The following is a 19,449-nucleotide window of genomic DNA, read 5'->3' as shown; positions in this document are numbered from 1 at the left end:
CTACTCCAGTTCCGCAAGCATCGCCCGTGCTCGCTTGATGTCCGCATGTTGCTTTCGCTTGTCGCCACCGCAGAGCAGGATGACCGTCGCAGTTCCGCGTTGCACCGCATAGAGACGATACCCCGGGCCGTAGTCTATTTTGAATTCAACATCGACCACGATGGCGCTGTAATCCATAGTTAACAGCGAGGCAAGACTGGGTGAGCGGACGTCAAACGCCATATGTGATGGCACTGTCCAAATGCTGAGTAGAGAGAGTGTGCAGCTCACCGATTCAACCTGAAGCCATTCCGCTCTCGGTTGCGATGTTCTGTCGCAGCGCGGCGCGATGGAACCCGACTCACAATCCGGTGAATCCTGGAAAGCTCTGTTGTTAAAGTGCGGTAGCCTGATGTGACATAGGGCCGCCGCCGCGCTCATTGCATTGCAGCAACTACCATTTATTTTCGATTTCAAATCAGACTCTCCGAAGCAATTCGAGAGTCGAGATCAATGTGCAATTCAACCGGGGCAACTTTACTCATGTCAGGACTTCGTGCGCGATCCGCTTTCGTAGCAGTGATGCTGGCGGCCGCGGCGCCGCTTCTTGCGGCCTGCGATGAATCGAATTCCGCGATCGTCCAGGCCCAGCCCACTGACCCCGATGTGAGCATTGTCACGATCAGGCCGCAGCCGCGCGCTGTGGTCCGGGAGCTGCCCGGTCGGATTGCTCCGACTCGCGTTGCCGAGGTTCGGCCGCGAATTTCCGGTGTCGTGGTCGAGCGCCTGTTCCACCAGGGCAGCGAAGTGAAAGCGGGTGAGCCGCTCTACCGCATCGATTCGCGGCCATTCGAGGTCGAGGTGATGTCGAACGAGGCGGCGCTGGCCAAGGCGCAAGCGCAGCTTCACCAGGCTCAACAGCATGCCCGCCGTATCGCGACCCTGACGAGCCAGCGTGCAGCCCCCGAGGCCGAGAACGAGAAAGCCGTCGCATCCGAGCGGCAGGCCCAGGCCGAGGTCGAGGGACGCAAGGCCGATCTTGCGCGAGCCAAGCTCAATCTCGACTATGCGACCGTGCGGGCGCCGATCGACGGCGTAGTCGGAGCGGCGCTGGTCACCGAAGGCGCGCTGGTCGTACAGAACGAGACCAATCTCGCCACCATCCAGCAGCTCGATCCGGTTTACGCCGACTTCACCCAGTCGGTCACGGAACTCAATCAGCTTCGTCGTGCCTTCGAAAGCGGCGACCTCGAGCGCATCGAAGCGGGCGCCGCCAAGGTGCGGCTCGTGCTCGACGACAATTCGGCCTATGCGCTGAACGGCAAACTCCTGTTCTCCGACGCCAGGGTCGAAGCCAATACCGGTCAGGTGACGCTGCGCGGCGAGTTCCCCAATCCCAAACGTGAATTGCTGCCGGGCATGTATGTGCGCGTGCGCATCGATCAGGGTCTCGACTCCGACGCGATCGCAGTGCCGCAGCAGGCGGTCCAGCGCAATGGCGGCGGCGGTAGCGAGGTGTTCGTGGTCAAGGACGACAACCGCGTCGCCGTGCAGCCGGTGCGTACCGGCTCGGTGCAGGACGGAATCTGGTTCGTCACGGAAGGGTTGAAGGCCGGCGACAAGGTCGTGGTCGAAGGATTCCAGAAATTCGCGGCCGGCGACAAGGTCAGGCCGCAATCCTGGGCCGAGGCCGACGCGACCGTGGAAAGCCAACGCGCGCAACTCGTGCAGTAACGCGCCATGGCGAGCTTCTTCATCGACAGGCCGATCTTCGCCTGGGTGGTTGCGCTGTTCATTTGCTTGATCGGCGCGATCTCGGTCCCGCTATTGCCGATCGCGCAATATCCGATCATCGCGCCGCCCTCGATCTCGATCTCGACGAGCTACCCGGGCGCGTCGCCGGAAAATCTCTACAACAGCGTCACGCGCCTGATCGAGGAGGAGCTCAACGGCGCCTCCGGCATCCTCAACTTCGAATCGACCAGCGACTCGCTCGGCCAGGTCGAGATCATCGCCAATTTCCAGCCCGGCACCGATACAAGCGCGGCGTCCGTCGAAGTGCAGAACCGCATCAAGCGCGTCGAGGCGCGGCTGCCGCGCGCGGTGATCCAGCAGGGCATCCTGATCGAGGAAGCATCCAGTGCGGTCCTTCAGATCATCACGCTGAATTCGACCGATGGCAGCCTCGACGAGGTTGGGCTGGGCGACTTCATGATCCGCAACGTGCTCGGTGAAATCCGCCGCATCCCCGGCGTCGGCCGTGCCACACTGTATTCGACCGAACGCAGTCTTCGCGTCTGGGTCGATCCGGCCAAGCTCGTCGGCTATGGCCTGACCGCTGACGACGTCAACAAGGCGATCGCCGCGCAGAATGCGCAGGTGGCCTCGGGCAGCATCGGCGCCGAGCCGTCGACCGCGAGCCAGCGCACCTCCGCGCTGGTGCTGGTCAAGGGCCAGTTGTCTTCGCCGGATGAATTCGGCGCCATCATCCTGCGCGCCAATGCCGACGGCTCGACCGTGCGGCTGCGCGACGTCGCGCGCATCGAGGTCGGCGGCCTCAGCTATCAGTTCAACACGCGCCTGAACGGCAAGCCGACCGCAGGTCTTTCCGTGCTGATGTCGCCGACCGGCAACGCGCTGGCGACCGCGAGCGCGGTCGAGGAGAAGATGAAGGAGCTGTCGCGCTTCTTCCCGGCCAACATCTCCTACGAGATTCCCTACAACATCACGCCGGTGGTCGAGGCCTCGATCAAGAAGGTGCTGACGACGCTGGTCGAAGCCGTGGTGCTGGTGTTCGTGGTGATGTTCCTGTTTCTCCAGAACATCCGCTACACCATCATTCCGACCATCGTGGTGCCGGTGGCGCTGCTGGGCGCCTGTACCACGCTGCTGCTTGCGGGCTACTCCATCAACATGCTTTCGATGTTCGGCATGGTGCTCGCGGTCGGCATCCTCGTCGACGATGCCATCGTCGTGGTCGAGAATGTCGAGCGCATCATGACGGAGGAAGGCCTGCCGCCGAAGGAAGCGACGCGGAAAGCGATGTCGCAGATATCGGGCGCCATCATCGGCATCACGCTGGTGCTGATGGCGGTGTTCGTGCCGATGGCGTTCTTCCCGGGCTCGGTCGGCATCATCTACCGCCAGTTCTCGGTGACCATGGTTGCGGCGATCGGCTTCTCCGCGTTCCTGGCGCTGTCGCTGACGCCGGCACTGTGCGCGACGCTGCTCAAACCCGTCGCGGCCGGCCACGGTCATGCGAAGAAGGGCGTATTCGGCTGGTTCAACCGCATGCTCGAAGGCGGCAAGGAAGGCTATTCGCGCACCGTCGGCTTCTCGCTGAAGCGCACCGGCCGCTTGATGCTGGTCTATGTCGCGCTGCTCGCCGGCCTGTCCTGGGCTTTCGTCAATCTTCCGGGCGGCTTCCTGCCGGTCGACGACCAGGGTTTTGTCACCACCGACGTCCAGACGCCGTCGGATTCGTCCTACGGCCGCACCGAGGCCGTGATCGAAAAGGTTGAAAAATATCTGGCGCAGCGACCCGGTGTCGACAACGTCACCTTCCTCACCGGGTTCAGCTTCTCCGGACAGGGCATGAACACCGCGCAGGCCTTCATCACCTTGAAGGACTGGTCGGAGCGCGGGCCCAAGGAGTCCGCTGCTGCTGTTGTCGCCGACATCAACCGCGATTTGTCGTCGTCGGTTCGCGACGCAAAGATCTCGGCGCTGCAGCCGCCGCCGATCGACAATCTCGGCAACTCGTCGGGCTTCTCGTTCCGTCTCCAGGATCGCGGCCAGAAGGGCTATCCGGCCATGATGCGCGCCGCCGACCAACTGATCGCGGAGGCCAATGCGAGCGCGGTGTTGCAGAAGGTTTATATCGAAGGCCTGCCCGAGGCCGGCGTGGTCAATCTCGTGATCGACCGCGAAAAGGCCGGTGCCTTCGGCGTCACCTTCGAGGACATCAACAACACGATCTCGACCAATCTCGGCTCGAACTACATCAACGACTTCCCGAACCGCGGCCGCATGCAGCGCGTCGTGGTGCAGGCCGACGCCCGCGACCGCATGCGGACCGAGGACATCCTCAATTACAACGTCAAGAACAGCCGCGGCCAGCTCGTGCCGTTCTCGTCCTTTGCCACGGTGGAATGGGCGCGCGGGCCGACGCAGATCGCCGGCTTCAACTATTATCCGGCGGTGCGCATCTCCGGCGAAGCCAAGCCCGGCTTCACCTCGGGCGATGCGATTGCCGAGATGGAGCGGCTCGCCGGCAAGCTGCCGCGCGGCTTCGGCTATGAATGGACCGGGCAGTCGCTCCAGGAAAAACTGTCGGGCTCGCAGGCGCCGTTCCTGCTCGCACTCTCCGTGTTCGTGGTGTTCCTGTGTCTGGCCGCACTCTATGAGAGCTGGACCATTCCGCTCGCGGTGCTGCTCACCGTGCCGCTCGGCATCGTCGGCGCGGTCGGTGCGGCCATGCTGCGCGGCCTGCCCAACGACGTCTATTTCACCGTCGGCTTGATCACCATCATCGGCCTCGCCGCGAAGGACGCGATCCTGATCATCGAGTTCGCCAAGGACCTGCGCAAGGAAGGCAAGCCGCTGGTGGAGGCCACCTTGGAGGCTTGCCGCCTGCGCTTCCGCCCGATCCTGATGACCGGCCTTGCCTTCATCTGCGGCGTGCTGCCGATGGCGATTGCCCACGGCGCCGGCGGCGCCAGCCAGCAAGCGCTCGGCTCCGTCGTGATGGGCGGCATGATCGCGGTGGTGATCCTGGCGCTGCTGATGGTGCCGGTGTTCTTCGTCTCGGTGCAGCGCGTGCTGGGGGGCGACCGGGAGAAGACGAAGGAGAAGGCCGAGGCGTATGGGCCGGCCGCTCCAGCGGCCGGCCACTGACACTTCTCCCGTCATTCCGGGGCGCGTGCAGCGCGGACCCGGAATCCATCGGGCCGCAAGCACAGTCGATGAATGGATTCTCAGGTGCGCAATTGCGCACCATAGCTCGCGCCAAGAGGCGCGCCCCGGAATGACAAGCAGAAAGGTTGCTTTCCCTGAAATGTCAATCCAGACTACACCTCTGGATTGAAGGATGTGCATTCGCCCCTAAACCGCGAACGCACACATACACCCTGCCGATTGAGAGCATGTGATGCGTCCGACCGACATTGCGATCTCCAACTATCGCTCGATTCGGCGGCTCTCCATCCCAATCCATCCCCTGTCCGTCTTTGTGGGGGAGAATGGTGTCGGCAAATCCAATCCCTACAAGTCCTTGTCGCTGTTGCGCGACGCGGCGACCGGTCGGATCACGCGCACGATCGCCGACGAAGGCGGATTGAATTCGGTCTGCTGGTCGGGCATCCGCAAACGCGGCGAGGATGGACGCCTGCAACTGTCGGCCAGATTCGATCGCCTGAAATATTCCATTGAGATCGGATTTCCCAGCCCCATCGCGGCGGCGTTTGCCGGCGAGCCGATGATCAAGGCCGAAAGTATCGAGGCGACGCAGGGCAAACGGACGGTCCTATTGATGGAGCGGAAGAATTCGCTCGTCAGCGTTCGTGGCGAGAGTGGCGCATGGAGCAGCCACAAGGACGCGGTGCTGCCGTCCGAGCCGGCGCTTGCAGGTTTTTTCGATGGCAAGGAATGCGCCGAAATCGATTTGATCAATGCTGGGCTGGCGATTTTACCACGACTTTCGCACCGATCCGGCGTCACCGATACGAAAGCCCTGTCTGGCGATCACGACGCCCTCGCTCAGTGCCGATGGAAGCGATTTGGCTGCAGCGCTGGCGACCCTCTACACCATTCGGGAAGACGCCACCGATCTGCAGGACGCAATCCAGGATGCATTCCCGGGCGCCGAACTCCGCGCATGGGAAGCGAACGGCCTGTGTGAATTTGATCTGCAACTGGAAGATATGCCCCGGCCGTTCAAGGCGCATGAATTATCCGATGGGACGCTGAAATACATTTGCCTGCTCGCGGTGTTCATGGGCTATCGGCTTCCGCCGTTCATCGCGCTGAACGAGCCCGAGACCAGCCTGCATCCGTCGCTGCTGGCGCCATTGGCCCGGCTGATCGCCAAGGCATCGAGCCGCGCCGACATCTGGATCGTCACCCATTCGGAACAGCTGATGGAGGCATTGCGAAGCGAGAGTTCGGTCCCGCTTCGCCGGGTGATCAAGTCGAAAGGCGCCACGACAATCGAGGGCCTGACCCTCGGCGGTGAGTATCGTGACGAGGAACCGGAAGATGACGACTCTTAGCTAGTTCGCGGATCGAGCAGCCGCGCTGCGCCGCGCGGGAATCCTTACGAAAGCTTCACATTCTCTGACGGAACCGCGCGCCGGCAAATATGTTTGCACGCGGGTTTGGGGTTCCACGGAGAAGTCGTCCAAATGTTGAAGAAGATTCTTTCCGCTGTCGCTGTCGGCACCGGCGTGCTGATGATGTCGACGTTCACCGCATCGGCAGCGATTGTCTGCCAGGGCCACACCTGCTGGCACACGCATGAGGCCTACGACTTTCCGCATGGAGCGGGCGTCGTCGTTCATGAGGACAATTGGCGCGCGGGACCGCGCGAAAAGTTTGCTTTCCGCGAGCACGAGGGCCGGGGCTATTGGCACGGCCGCAAATGGGTGGCGTGGTAATCCGCTGGCATGACGCGAGACCGGAGGCCGCGATTCAGCGGCCTCCATTCGTTCGGCTCACGCGAGGAGAGCCTTCCCCTACTTCCGCAAAATCTTCACCAGTTCGCCGTGCACGAACTCGTTTCCGCATACGACGTTGCCGGTGACCAGCGCATCGCCCGGCGTGCTGATGTCGCTCACGGTACCACCGGCTTCGCGCACCATCAGCATGCCGGCGGCGATGTCCCAGGATTGCAGGTTGCGCTCCCAGTAGCCGTCGAGGCGGCCGGCGGCGACGAAGGCGAGGTCGAGGGAGGCGGCGCCGAAGCGTCGCAGGCCTGCGACGCGGTCCTGGATCGCGGTCATCTCGCGGCGGAATTCCTCATGGTCGCCGCGGCCGATATGGGGCAGGCCGCAGGCCACCACGCATTCGTTGAGCTGGCGGCGGCCGGCCACGCGCAGGCGCTGGTCGTTGAGGAAGACGCCCTTGCCGCGCTCGGCGATGTAGAGCTCGTCATTGGCGGGGTTGTAGATCACGCCGGCGATGATGGTGCCCTCGCGCACGAGTCCGATCGAGATCGCGAATTGCGGAATGCCGTGCAGGAAGTTGGTGGTGCCGTCGAGCGGGTCGACGATCCAGGTGTGGCTCTTGTCGGAGCCTTCCCGCGTGCCGCCTTCCTCGCCGATGAAGCCATAACCGGGCCGGGCCTTTGAGAGGTCCTGGTAGAGCATCTCCTCGGCGCGCTTGTCGGCGAGCGAGACGAAGTTCGCCGGTCCCTTCAGCGAGACCTGGAGATGCTCGATCTCGCCGAGATCGCGCTTGAGGCTGCGGCCGGCGCGGCGCGCGGCTTTGACCATGACATTGATAGTGGCGGAATACAGCATGAGCTCTGGTCTTGATCGGGGGAGCGACGCGAAACCGCGCCATTTGAGCGGATTGGGTGCCCCGCGAGGGGCCAAACGTCAAGTCATTCACGTCATTTGGCGTCAGGTCATTTGTTCCCGAGCCATTTCTTGGCGGCAGCCTCCGCCTTGGCACGGTCGTCGGCAGGCAGGTCGGCCAACTGCTTGTCGAGCTCCGGATCGCCCTTGCCGGAGGTTTTGGCCACCAGATGCCATTTGAACCCCTCGACCTTGTCCACGGGTGTGCCCATGCCGTTGATCAGGACCCAGGCGAGGCGGTTCTGCGCGATCGCGCTGCCCTGGCGGGACGCCTTGCGCAGCAACGCCACAGCCGCCGGCTCATTCTTCGGCGTGCCGGTGCCGTTGAACATGGCGATGGCATATTCGACCTCGGCATCGACATTGTCGGCCAGTGAGGCCGCCTGGAGCAACCGCACCGACCTTTCGATGTCCTTTGGCACCCCGGTGCCTTCCTTGTAGAAAGTCGCAAGCGCGTATTGCGCCTCGGGCACGCCGGCATCGGCCGCCTGGCGCAACAGCTCGGCGGAGCGCTTGAGGTCCTGAGGCAGGGTCTGGCCGTCCAGATAAAGCAGAGCGAGGTTATAGGCCGCCTTGGGCTCGCCGAGCTTGGCGGCGGAGGCCATCAGCTTGACCGCCTCGCCCTTGTCGACGGGGCCGCCGCGGCCGGAGATGCGCAGCATGGCGAGCGCAAACATCGCCTCGCGGTCCCCGGCGTCGGACGCGCGCTTGTACCACTCGACTGCCTTGGCGTAGTCGCGCCGGATGCCCATGGCGTTGGAATAGAGCTCGCCCAGCATGGTCATGGCCTTGGCGTCGCCGGTCTTGGCGCGCGCGCTCGCGAGGTCGAAGGCGGTCTTGTACTGGCCGCGCTGATAGGCACCGAACACCAGATCGACATTGGAATTGTCGGTCGCCGGCGCGGGAATCACGGTTGCCGGCAGCGTCGGGCTCGGCGAGGCTGACGGCTTTGGCGCCGGTCCCGCCTCCTTTTTCCTGGTGATCGTGTGCGGTGCGACCTTCGGCTTTTCCTTTGCTGGCGCCTTTGTTGCTTCCTTGGGCTTCTGCTTTTCGGGCGCAGGGCTCGGGATCGTCGCCGGCGGGGTGATCTGGAGCTGCGCGGCCGCAGGCGCCGCCAGCAGCAGCGTGGCGAGAGGGATGATGCGCGCGAGCGTCATGGCGGGCGCTAGCCCTGGCCCGCGGCAACGGCCGCGAAGGCCTTCTTGATCGCGGCATCGGCCTCGATCAGCGCGGCCTTGGGTCCGCGCGGGTCGGCCCAGACGAGGTCGCCGACCAGCACGAAATCGGCGCCGCTGGCCGCGAAGTCGTGGGCCTCCTCGAACGACATGGCGAAGCCGACACAGGGCGGCTCGAACAACTCGGCCCACCAGTCCAGCCGCTCGGCAATGGCTTGCGCCGACGGCCGTTGGCCGTTCGCATCGGGCTCGCCGAACAGCAGGTAATCCGCGCCCAGCTCGCCCGCGTCCATCGAATGGTGTCGCGTCGTCAGCCCGCCGACGCCGGCGATGCGATCGGGCTTGAGCGACGGCATCGCCTCTTTCAATGCAGCGATGCCCGGCAGGTGTGCGCCGTCGGCGCCGCCGCGTGCGACGATTTCGGGGTGGCCGTCGACCAGCAGGGCCGCGCCCGCGTTCTGCACGATCGGCGCCAGGGCCTTGATCCGCGAGATCATGGTGCGCTGGTCGGTCTCCTTCAGCCGCACCAGCACGGCTGCGACATCGGCCGCTGCGAGCAGCGCCGGCAATTCGGCGAGGAGCGAGGCGGGATCATCGACAACAGGCGTCGCGAGATAGAGGCGCGGCGTCGGGCGCGGCGGAGGCGATTTGTTCGACAAGATCTAGGCTGCCTTCTTTTCCAGGCTGCTTTGCCATTCGCCTTTGGAGGCGAGGCCGTTCATGCGGGCGCGATGACTGAATGCGTTTTGTCCGGCCGCGACGTTCTCGGTCTTGCCCGACCAGGCCTTCTGCGGCGCGGCCTGCAGCGCGCGGCCGTAGGAGAACGTCAGGCCCCAGGGCAGCGGGCCGAGCTTGTGCATGGCGTTGAGGTGCGCGGTCGCCTCCTCATCCGACTGGCCGCCGGAGAGGAAGGCGATGCCGGGCACCGCCGCCGGCACGCACGCCTTCAGCAGCCGGATCGTCTTCTCCGCGACCTCCTCGACGGAAGCCTGCTTCGCGCATTTTTTGCCTGAGATCGCCATGTTCGGCTTCAGTACCATGCCTTCGAGCGCGACGCGCTGCACGCGCAATTCCTGGAACGTCTTGTTGAGCACGCGGCTCGTGACCTCATAGCAGCGGTCGATGTCGTGATCGCCGTCCATCAGCACCTCCGGCTCGACGATCGGCACGATCTGCGCGGCCTGGCACAGCGCGGCATAGCGCGCCAGTGCATGGGCATTGACGCTGATCGCGGTCATCGAGGGGATTCCACCGGCAATATCGATCACCGCACGCCATTTGGCGAAGCGCGCGCCGCGCTCGTAATATGCCTTCAGGCGTTCGGCGAGCTTGTCGAGCCCGACGGTGACTGTTTCACCCGGGCACATCGGGAGCGCTTGCGTGCCCTCGTCGACCTTGATGCCGGGGATGGCGCCGCTTTGCTCGATCAGCTTCACCAGCGGCGTGCCGTCTTTCGCATCCTGCCAGATCGTCTCGTCATAGAGGATCACGCCGGAGATGTACTGGCTCATGGCCTCTTTCGAGCGGAACAGCATCTCGCGATAGTCGCGGCGGTTGCCTTCCGTGGATTCCACCCCGATCGCGTCAAAGCGCTTCTTGATGGTGCCGGAGGATTCGTCGGCGGCAAGGATGCCCTTGCCGGGTGCGACCATGGCAGTCGCGATTCCATTGAGCTCAGTCAGATTCATCGAGAGGTCCTCCCAAAACGATTCTGCCCTTGCCTGTGAAGTTAGACCGTTCTCGGGCAATTGCCGAATTAACGTTCGTCGCAGGGTAAAGGGGGCGGGAGGTCTTGTTCGCCTCGCCCCGCTTGCGGGGAGAGGTCGGATCGCCCTTGCGATCCGGGTGAGGGGGTACAGGTCCCGTAGCCATCTCATTCGCGGATAGAGCCCCTCACCCCGCCTCTCCCCGCGAAGAGCGGGGCGAGGGAGACGATAGAGCGTGCCGGCCTTACGCGACGCGGGGGTCGAGCTCGCCCTTGGCGTAACGCTTGGCCATGTCGGCGGGGGTCAGGATCTTCTTGAACTTGGAGGCCTGGCCTGCGGTGTTGAACTCCTGGAGCCGCTGCTTGCACAGCTTGGTCATGGCTTCCATCGCCGGCTTCAGGTATTTGCGCGGATCGAACTCTTCCGGATTGTCCTTGAGCACCTTGCGGATCTGGCCGGTCATGGCCATGCGGTTGTCGGTGTCGATGTTGATCTTGCGGACGCCGTGCTTGATACCGCGCTGGATCTCGGCGACCGGCACGCCCCAGGTCGGCTTCATCTTGCCGCCATAGGCGTTGATGATGTCCTGGAGGTCCTGCGGCACCGAGGAGGAGCCGTGCATCACCAGATGCGTGTTCGGCAGCTTGCGGTGGATCTCCTCGATCACGTTCATGGCGAGGATGTCGCCGTCCGGCTTGCGGGTGAATTTGTAGGCGCCGTGAGAAGTCCCCATCGCGATCGCGAGCGCGTCGACCCTGGTCTCCTGGACGAACTTCACGGCCTCGTCCGGATTGGTCAGGAGCTGGTCGTGGCTCAGCTTGCCTTCGGCGCCGTGGCCGTCTTCCTTGTCGCCCATGCCGGTCTCGAGCGAACCGAGCACGCCGAGTTCACCTTCGACCGAGATGCCGCCGAGATGGGCCATATCAGTCACGGTCTTGGTGACGCCGACATTGTAGGTCCAGTCGCCGGGGGTCTTGCCGTCGGCCTTGAGCGAGCCGTCCATCATCACCGAGGTGAAGCCGGCCTGGATCGCCGTCATGCAGGTGGCGGCCTCGTTGCCGTGGTCGAGATGCACGCAGACCGGAATGTGCGGGTAGATCTCGGTCACCGCGTCCATCATGTGCTTGAGCATGACGTCGTTGGCGTAGGAGCGCGCACCGCGCGAGGCCTGGATGATGACGGGCGCGTCGACCTGGTTGGCCGCGTCCATGATCGCCAGCGCCTGCTCCATGTTGTTGATGTTGAAGGCCGGTACGCCGTAATCGTTCTCCGCAGCATGGTCGAGCAATTGACGCAACGTGATCCGGGCCATCTGTCTTCTCCGTTTGGGCCTAACGGCCGCTTGTTTCTTGTCGACTAATTACTTAGTGCGAAGCACTTCGACGCCGGGCAGGGGCTTGCCCTCCATCCATTCAAGAAATGCGCCACCGGCGGTCGAAACATAGGTGAATTGACCGGCCACATGGGCCTGGTTGAGGGCCGCAACGGTGTCGCCGCCGCCCGCGATCGAGATCAGCTTCTTGGCCTTGGTGCGCTCGGCGGCATGCTTGGCGGCGGCCATCGTGCCGCGGTCGAACGGCTGCATCTCGAAGGCGCCGAGCGGTCCGTTCCAGACCAGCGTGGCCGCGTCGTCGATGGCGGCATGGACGCGCGCGATCGACTGCGGACCGACGTCCAGGATCATGCCGTCGGCGGGGATCGCATCGAGGCCGTAGGCGTGCGACGGCGCGTTGGCGGCGAAATGGTAGGCGACGATGGCGTCAACCGGCAGGATGATGGCGCAGTTGGCGGCTTCGGCCTTCTCCATGATGCGCAGTGCCGTGGGCGCGAGATCCTTCTCGGCCAGCGATTTGCCGATTCCGACGCCCTGGGCGTGCAGGAAGGTGTTGGCCATGCCGCCGCCGATCACCAGCGCATCGACCTTGCTGACGAGGTTTTCGAGCAGGTCGATCTTGGTCGAGACTTTTGCGCCGCCGATGATCGCGATGACGGGCTTGGTCGGCGAACCCAGCGCCTTCTCCAGCGCGTCGAGTTCGGCCTGCATGGTGCGTCCGGCATAGGCCGGCAGCCTGTGGCCGAGGCCTTCGGTCGAGGCGTGAGCGCGGTGTGCGGCCGAGAAGGCGTCGTTGACCCAGATGTCGCCGAGCTTCGCCAATTCCGCGACGAAGGCGGGATCGTTCTTTTCCTCTTCCTTGTGGAAGCGGGTGTTTTCCAGGCAGAGGATGTCGCCATCCTTCAAGCCAGCCACGGCTTTTGCCGCGGGCTCGCCGATGCAGTCGTCGGCGAAGGCGACGGGCTTCTTCACGACCTGCGACAGCGCCTCAGCGACGGGCTTGAGCGAGTCCTTGGCGTCGCGTCCCTTCGGCCGGCCGAAATGCGCAAGCAGGATGACCCTGCCGCCCTTGTCCGAGATTTCGGTGATGGTCGGCGCGACGCGCTCGAGCCGGGTCGCGTCACTGACGCGCCCGTTGTCCATGGGCACGTTGAGATCGACGCGCAGCAGCACGCGTTTGCCCTTCACGTCGACGTCGTCGAGGGTGCGGAATTTGTTTGCCATCGGATGCTTCCTTGTCCCGGGCGCTACCAGCGGCGCGAAGCGCTGCTGTGCGGAACCGAGACCCACATTGCAGCGAGTTCCGCGGTTGAATGGGGCCCGGATCTGCGAAGCAACGTTTCACGCTGCATCGCGTCCGGGACACGAGAGCGGAGTTAGATGACCTTCGCGATCGCGACGGCGGTGTCCGCCATGCGGTTCGAGAAGCCCCACTCGTTGTCGTACCAGGACATCACGCGCACCAGCGTGCCGTTCTGCACCTTGGTCTGGTCCTCGTGGAAGGTCGAGGAGTGCGGATCGTGATTGAAGTCGATCGAGACGTTCGGCGCGGTGGTGTAGCCCAGGATCCCCTTGAGCTGCTGCTCGGAAGCACGCTTCATCGCGGCGTTGATTTCCTTGGCGTCGGTGGCGCGCTTGGCGACGATCTTGAGATCGATGACCGAGACGTTCGGGGTCGGCACGCGGATCGCGACGCCGTCGAGCTTGCCCTTCAGTTCGGGCAGCACGAGGCCGATGGCTTTGGCGGCGCCGGTCGAGGTCGGGATCATCGACATCGCAGCCGCGCGGCCGCGATAGAGATCCTTGTGCATCGTATCGAGCGTCGGCTGGTCGCCGGTATAGGCGTGGATCGTGGTCATGAAGCCGGTCTCGATGCCGACGAGGTCGTTCAGGACCTTGGCAACCGGCGCGAGGCAGTTGGTGGTGCAGGAGCCGTTGGAGACGACCAGGTGATCCTTGGTCAGCGTCTCGTGGTTCACGCCGTAGACGATGGTCGCGTCGGCGCCGTCAGCCGGAGCGGAGACCAGCACGCGCTTGGCGCCGGCGGTCAGATGCGCGGCGGCCTTGTCCCTGGCGGTGAAGATGCCGGTGCATTCCAGCGCGATGTCGACGCCGAGATCCTTCCAGGGCAGCTTCGAGGGATCGCGCTCGGCGGTCACCTTGATCTTGCCGTTGCCGAGGTTGATCGAGTCGCCATCGACGGTCACTGTGCCGGGAAAGCGGCCATGAACGCTGTCGAAGCGGAGGAGATGAGCGTTGGTCTCGACCGGGCCGAGGTCGTTGATGCCGACGACCTCGATGTCCTTGCGGCCGGACTCTGCGATAGCCCGCAGCACGTTGCGGCCGATGCGGCCAAAACCGTTAATTCCGATGCGGACTGCCATGTTTCATCTCCTTATGACCGTTCAATGACGCGTTCAATAACCCCGATCATCCCGCACAACGCGCTTGGCGCGCCTGCGAGGGTTTTTTTAGGGCGGACGCCCGGTTCGGCCGGGCGGTGCTTGATCATATGAGACGTTACGTAGTCCTTTTTTTTGGCAAGCTCAACTCTTAGGAAACGCGCTTCAGCACAGCGTTAACCGCGGCCTCGGCGGTAATGCCGAAATGCTTGAAAAGGTCCTTCGCCGGCGCGCTCGCGCCGAACGAATGCATGCCGATAAATTCGCCATCCTGGCCGATCACGGCGTCCCAGCCCCAACGCACCGCGGCCTCGATCGCGACCTTCACCGGCGCGTTGCCGATGATGGCGGCGCGCTTGGCTTCTGGTTGCGCTAACAACAGCTCGAGCGAGGGCACCGAGACCACCCGCGACGGGATGCCGCGCTCGGCAAGCTGCTTCTGGGCGGCCACCGCGATCTCGACCTCGGAGCCGGAAGCGAACAGCGTCGCCTTGGCTTCGCCCTGGGCTGCGACCAGCTCGTAGGCGCCGGTTTGGCAGGACGGTTCGTTCGGCGCATTGGTGCGGAGCTGCGGCAGGTTCTGGCGCGTCAGCGCCAGCACCGTCGGACCGTCGATGCGGTTTAGCGCAAGCTCCCAGCACTCGGCGACCTCGATGGAGTCGCACGGGCGGAACACGCGCATGTTCGGAATGGCGCGAAGTGCGGCGAGGTGCTCGACCGGCTGATGGGTCGGGCCGTCTTCGCCGAGACCGATGGAGTCGTGCGTCATCACGTAGACGACGCCGGTGCCCATCAACGCGGCCAAGCGCATCGCAGGACGCGCGTAATCGGTGAACACCAGGAAGGTCGCGCCGTTGGGTGCGAAGCCGCCGTGCAGGAAGATGCCGTTCATCGCGGCACACATGCCGTGCTCGCGGATTCCGTAATGGATGAAGCGGCCCTTCGGCGTCTTGGCGGAGAAGGCGGTCGCCGACTTTGCCTTGTTGTTGTTGGAGCCGGTGAGGTCGGCCGAGCCGGCGAGGAATTCCATCGGCATCGCGCCGGCGATCACCTCGATCACGGCTTCCGACGATTTGCGGGTGGCCGCGTTCATCGGCTTTTCCAGCAGCTCCTTCTTGTACGCGCGCACGGCCTTGGCGAGCGAAGCCGGACGCTCATGGCGCAGGCGGCGCTCGAACTCGGCGCGCTTGCGGCTGCCGAGCTCACCGAGCCGGCCTTCCCATTCCTGGCGCGCCGTGACGCCGCGCGAGCCGGCTGCGCGCCAGGCCTTCAGCACGTCATCCGGCACCGAGAACGGCTCCAGCGAGATGCCGAGATTTTCCTTGGCGGCCCTGAGCTCGTCGGCGCCGAGCGCTTCGCCGTGCGCCTTCGCCGTGCCGGCCTTATGCGGCGCGCCAAAGCCGATGGTGGTGCGGCAGGCGATCAGGGTCGGCTTGTTGGATTTTTGCGCGCGGGTGATGGCAGCCGCGATGGCGGCCTGGTCATGGCCGTCGATCTTCTCGGCGGCCCAGCCGGCCGACTTGAAGCGCTTCACCTGGTCGACGGAATCGGCGATCGAGGTCGGGCCGTCGATCGAGATGCCGTTGTCGTCGTAGAGCACGATCATCTTGCTGAGCTTCCAGTGCCCGGCCATCGCGATCGCTTCCTGCGACACGCCTTCCATCAGGTCGCCGTCGGAGGCGAGCACATAGGTGTGGTGGTCGACGATCTTCTTGCCGAACTCCGCGGCGAGCATCTTCTCGGCGAGCGCCATGCCGACCGCGGTCGAGATGCCCTGGCCGAGCGGACCGGTGGTGGTCTCGATGCCCTTGGTGTGGAAGTTCTCGGGATGACCCGGCGTCAGTCCGCCGAGCTGGCGGAATTGCTTGAGCTGGTCCAGCGTCATGTCGGCATTGCCGGTCAAGTACAGCAGCGAATAGAGCAGCATCGAGCCGTGGCCGGCCGAGAGCACGAAGCGATCGCGGTCGGGCCAGTCGGTGACGGCAGCGTCGAATTTCAGGAATTGCGTGAACAGCACCGTGGCCATGTCGGCGGCGCCCATCGGCAGGCCGGGATGACCCGACTTCGCCTTCTCGACAGCGTCCATCGAGAGGCCGCGGATCGCGTTGGCCATGCGGTTGGGATCGACCTGCGTCATGTCTGAAATCCGTCTGAAATGAGGCGCTTGGCGGCGAACTGCGCCCGCGCGGAAGGAGCCTTTCGGCCATTGAAGGTCGGGGCTGGGATAGCACCTCGGTTCCGACAGGCCAAGGCAGTCAAACGCCGGTTTGGCCGTAAAAGTTGCTTACGGCATGATCCGGACCCGAAGGGCCGCGTTAGCGCAAAGTGGAGGACCGGTTTTCCGATAAGATCATGCCCAAGCGGAACTGCTAGGTCGGGACGAATCTCGTCCCGATCTAGCAGTGCATAGTTTCGCGGCGGCGTTGCGCTTCCCTAGCTTGCCACGTAAATTTCTGCTTCTAACCGCTTGCCGAACCGAGTCTTTTGCCGGACGGCAAGCCCCAGGGTAACGGCCACGGGCAAGGCCACCAAGGTCCGCCGCTGACTGCATGAACGATCGCGTATTCAACAGTTCCGCCATGACGGAGTCGTCTGCCGTCGAGATCGAGATCGCGACGCGCAGACTCACCGCGGCACTCGACGCGCTCGAAAGCGCGGTCGAGCGAAGGCGCGATGCCGATCGCGACGAGAACGAGCTCGCGACGCGAATCCAGGCGCTGGGCGCCGACCGCTCGCGGCTTGCCGACGAGCTCGACGGCGCATTGGTGAAGGCGCGCAAGCTCGAGCGCATCAACCGCGATATCTCCGACAGGCTGGATTCCGCGATCGTCACGATACGCTCGGTGCTCGATACCGGAGAGGACGGATGAGCCACATCAACGTCACCATCAACGCCCGGCAATACCGCATGGCCTGCGAAGAAGGCCAGGAGGTGCGGTTGTTGAAGCTCGCCGAAGGCCTGGAGACGCGGATCCAGTCGCTGCGCGGAAAATTCGGCGAGATCGGCGATGCGCGTCTCACCGTGATGGCGGCACTGACCGTTTGCGACGAACTGGTCGACGCGGGCAACCGCATCCGCACCATGGAGCAGGAGTTGACCGAACTGCGGGATTTCCGCAACGCCGCCGTCGAGCGCGCCCGGATGACCCAGACCGCCGTCGTCAATGCACTGAATTCCGCAGCCGAGCGCATCGAGAAGTCGGCCAAGGTCTTGAACCGGACCGTCGGCAACGGGATTGCGATCGGCTGATGTCCACCCTCCCCTGGAGGGGGCCCTCCAGGCAGGGCTATCGCATATGAGGAAAACGCGGCGGGAAGCTCGCTTGTGGCCATCCTTCGAGACGCCCGCCTCCGGCGGGCCCTCAGGATGAGGACGGAGTACGTGGCAGCAATTTCGACACGCAAAGCTGCGTTCAGCCTCATCCTGAGGAGACCGCGGAGCGGTCGTCTCGAAGGACGAGGCGCTCGCTCAGGCCTCGCGAAGCCCATATGCGATAGCCCTGCCCCTCCAGGGGAGGGTGAGACTGTGAACGCCGCGCGAGTGCGACCGTCGCCGGGCTGGTGATTCGTCAGCATCGTTGTTACATTGCCGAGGCGAGGCTGCGACGCGCGTCCGGAGCCACATATCCCCGGGGCCTTATCGATCCTTTAGGGAACTGTCCCTGGCCGGGCCCGTGGGCTCGGTCACATGGTGCCCACCTACTTTCGTAGGGAACTCCGGGATCGAGCGCTTCAACGGCGTCTGCGGCTTCGCACTTTTGTTTCCTTCTGGTCGTGCCTACCGAAATCGCGTGCTCTGGCGTTTCTGGACTATCGGATCGCCTCGCGTTTGCGGGCGACCTTTGGGGGGAGGCATGACCAATTCGAAATCCGAACTCCGCGCCAAAGCCCTCGCGGCGCGGGACGCGCTCAGCGAGAAGAAGCGCATCGCGGCCGCTGCAAAACTCGCCAAGCGCGGGCTGCCGTTCGAGCTGCTGCCCGGCAGCATCGTCTCCGGCTATTCGCCGATCCGCAGCGAGATTGATCCCATACCGTTGATGAAGAAGCTCGCCGAACAGGGCGTCAGGCTGGCGCTGCCTTGCGTCACCGCGCGCGGCCAGTCGCTGATCTTCCGCATCTGGAATCCGAATGACCGCCTGATGCTCGGCCCGCTCGGCATTCCCGAGCCGTCGCCCGCGGCGGCTGAAGTCATTCCCGACATCATGCTGACCCCGCTCGCGGCCTTCGACCGTCTCGGCCATCGTATCGGCTATGGTGCGGGGCATTACGACCACACCTTCGCGCATCTGCGCAAGGCCAAGAATATCGTCGGCATCGGGCTCGCTTTTGCAGCGCAGGAGATCAAGGCGGTTCCGGCACTATCCCACGACGTGGCGCTGGATTATGTGCTAACGGAATCGGACCTTTTTGATTTCCGGAGTTCTGAAGTTGCGCATTCTCTTCGTGGGTGATGTCGTCGGCCGTAGCGGCCGCAACGCCATCGCCGAATATCTTCCCGGCATGGTCAAGGACTGGTCGCTCGATTTCGTCGTCGTCAATGGCGAGAACTCGGCCGGAGGCTTCGGCATCACCGAAGCGATCTATCAGGAATTTCTCGATGCCGGCGCCGATGCGGTGACGCTCGGCAATCATTCCTGGGACCAGCGCGAGGCGCTTGTCTTCATCGAGCGCGCCGAGCGCCTGGTGCGGCCTGCGAACTATCCGCGCGGCACGCCCGGCCGCGGTGCCGCTTTGGTCGAGACCAAGAACGGCAAGCATGCGCTCGTCGTCAATGCTTTGGGGCGTGTCTTCATGACCCCGTTCGACGATCCCTTTGCCGCGCTCGAGCGCGAGCTCGGCGCCTGTCCGCTCGGCGTTGCCGCGGACGCCATCGTCGTCGACTTCCATTGCGAGGCGAGCAGCGAGAAGCAGGGCGTCGGTTTCTTCTGCGACGGCCGCGCCAGCCTCGTTGTCGGCACGCACACGCATGTGCCGACCGCCGATCACCAGATCCTCACCGGCGGCACCGCCTACATGACCGACGCCGGCATGACCGGCGATTACGATTCCATCATCGGCATGCAGAAGGAAGAACCGCTGCGACGGTTTACATCGGGAATTCCATCTGGCCGCTTTGAGCCGGCGGTGGGCGTGGCGACGTTGAGCGGTGTGGCGATCGAAACGGATGATGCAACGGGGCTGGCGCTGAAGATCGCACCAGTCCGTGTGGGTGGAAGGCTGGAGCCGGCGACGCCGAAGTTCTGGTTGAGCTGAATTTTCGAGCGGCATTGTCGGTGCACC

Annotated in this window: 16 protein-coding genes, 1 other RNA gene and 1 pseudogene; 9 read left to right on the top strand and 9 right to left on the bottom strand. The window is 64.2% G+C overall.

Annotated features, from left to right (window positions below; genetic code table 11):
* Window positions 1-222 carry a type II toxin-antitoxin system RelE/ParE family toxin gene (locus ABIA96_RS17125; RefSeq protein ID WP_354138229.1) on the bottom strand — a complete coding sequence of 74 codons (222 nt, stop codon included), beginning with the start codon at window positions 220-222 and terminating at the stop codon, window positions 1-3.
* A 300-nt stretch (window positions 223-522) separates the two neighbouring features.
* Here ABIA96_RS17125 and ABIA96_RS17120 point away from each other — a divergent pair, with 300 nt between their 5' ends.
* The 4 genes and pseudogenes from ABIA96_RS17120 (at window position 523) to ABIA96_RS17105 (ending at window position 6,632) form a co-directional block, all read left to right on the top strand.
* Window positions 523-1,713 (top strand): efflux RND transporter periplasmic adaptor subunit, encoded by a 1,191-nt coding sequence (locus ABIA96_RS17120; RefSeq protein WP_354138228.1) that lies wholly within the window; start codon window positions 523-525, stop codon window positions 1,711-1,713.
* 6 nt (window positions 1,714-1,719) lie between these two features.
* Entirely contained in the window at window positions 1,720-4,875 is a 3,156-nt protein-coding gene (locus ABIA96_RS17115) for a multidrug efflux RND transporter permease subunit (protein ID WP_354138227.1), read from the top strand.
* Window positions 4,876-5,128: 253 nt separating this feature from the next.
* Window positions 5,129-6,248: pseudogene (locus tag ABIA96_RS17110) on the top strand (AAA family ATPase).
* A gap of 132 nt (window positions 6,249-6,380) precedes the next feature.
* A complete protein-coding gene (locus ABIA96_RS17105; protein WP_354138226.1) occupies window positions 6,381-6,632 on the top strand; it encodes a hypothetical protein in 252 nt (83 codons plus the stop codon).
* A 78-nt stretch (window positions 6,633-6,710) separates the two neighbouring features.
* Here the strand turns inward: ABIA96_RS17105 and ABIA96_RS17100 are convergent, their stop codons facing one another.
* From ABIA96_RS17100 to tkt, 8 genes are all read right to left on the bottom strand, one after another.
* Window positions 6,711-7,496: an inositol monophosphatase family protein gene (locus ABIA96_RS17100; protein WP_354138225.1), complete on the bottom strand. Its 786-nt coding sequence runs from the start codon at window positions 7,494-7,496 to the stop codon at window positions 6,711-6,713.
* 107 nt (window positions 7,497-7,603) lie between these two features.
* Complete coding sequence (locus ABIA96_RS17095) at window positions 7,604-8,710, bottom strand: tetratricopeptide repeat protein (protein WP_354138224.1); 1,107 nt, start codon at window positions 8,708-8,710, stop codon at window positions 7,604-7,606.
* A gap of 8 nt (window positions 8,711-8,718) precedes the next feature.
* Complete coding sequence (locus tag ABIA96_RS17090; RefSeq protein ID WP_354138223.1) at window positions 8,719-9,387, bottom strand: thiamine phosphate synthase; 669 nt, start codon at window positions 9,385-9,387, stop codon at window positions 8,719-8,721.
* Between the two features lie 3 nt (window positions 9,388-9,390).
* A complete protein-coding gene (locus ABIA96_RS17085) occupies window positions 9,391-10,416 on the bottom strand; it encodes a class I fructose-bisphosphate aldolase (RefSeq protein ID WP_354138222.1) in 1,026 nt (341 codons plus the stop codon).
* Window positions 10,417-10,678: 262 nt separating this feature from the next.
* A complete protein-coding gene (gene fba / locus ABIA96_RS17080; RefSeq protein ID WP_354138221.1) occupies window positions 10,679-11,746 on the bottom strand; it encodes a class II fructose-bisphosphate aldolase in 1,068 nt (355 codons plus the stop codon).
* 48 nt (window positions 11,747-11,794) lie between these two features.
* Window positions 11,795-12,991 (bottom strand): phosphoglycerate kinase, encoded by a 1,197-nt coding sequence (locus tag ABIA96_RS17075; protein ID WP_354138220.1) that lies wholly within the window; start codon window positions 12,989-12,991, stop codon window positions 11,795-11,797.
* Between the two features lie 152 nt (window positions 12,992-13,143).
* Entirely contained in the window at window positions 13,144-14,151 is a 1,008-nt protein-coding gene (gene gap / locus ABIA96_RS17070) for a type I glyceraldehyde-3-phosphate dehydrogenase (protein WP_354138219.1), read from the bottom strand.
* 169 nt (window positions 14,152-14,320) lie between these two features.
* A complete protein-coding gene (gene tkt, locus ABIA96_RS17065) occupies window positions 14,321-16,306 on the bottom strand; it encodes a transketolase (RefSeq protein WP_354138218.1) in 1,986 nt (661 codons plus the stop codon).
* Window positions 16,307-16,718: 412 nt separating this feature from the next.
* Here tkt and ABIA96_RS17060 point away from each other — a divergent pair, with 412 nt between their 5' ends.
* From ABIA96_RS17060 to ABIA96_RS17040, 5 genes are all read left to right on the top strand, one after another.
* On the top strand, window positions 16,719-17,039 hold the full coding sequence (locus ABIA96_RS17060) for a DUF4164 domain-containing protein (protein WP_502918824.1): 321 nt from the start codon (window positions 16,719-16,721) through the stop codon (window positions 17,037-17,039).
* Window positions 17,036-17,419 (top strand): cell division protein ZapA, encoded by a 384-nt coding sequence (locus ABIA96_RS17055; protein ID WP_354138216.1) that lies wholly within the window; start codon window positions 17,036-17,038, stop codon window positions 17,417-17,419. Before ABIA96_RS17060 ends, ABIA96_RS17055 begins: the two co-directional genes overlap by 4 nt.
* 344 nt (window positions 17,420-17,763) lie before the next feature.
* Window positions 17,764-17,924: non-coding RNA, 6S RNA (ssrS, locus tag ABIA96_RS17050), on the top strand.
* Between the two features lie 99 nt (window positions 17,925-18,023).
* Window positions 18,024-18,620 (top strand): 5-formyltetrahydrofolate cyclo-ligase, encoded by a 597-nt coding sequence (locus ABIA96_RS17045; protein ID WP_354138215.1) that lies wholly within the window; start codon window positions 18,024-18,026, stop codon window positions 18,618-18,620.
* Window positions 18,598-19,422, top strand: a complete 825-nt coding sequence (locus ABIA96_RS17040) for a TIGR00282 family metallophosphoesterase (RefSeq protein ID WP_354138214.1) — start codon at window positions 18,598-18,600, stop codon at window positions 19,420-19,422. Before ABIA96_RS17045 ends, ABIA96_RS17040 begins: the two co-directional genes overlap by 23 nt.
* The last annotated feature ends 27 nt before the right edge of the window (window positions 19,423-19,449 follow it).

Source organism: Bradyrhizobium sp. LB11.1, assembly GCF_040549385.1.
Lineage (GTDB): Bacteria > Pseudomonadota > Alphaproteobacteria > Rhizobiales > Xanthobacteraceae > Bradyrhizobium.
Note: the sequence above shows the minus strand (reverse complement) of the source record. Positions and strands in the feature narration are given on the sequence as shown.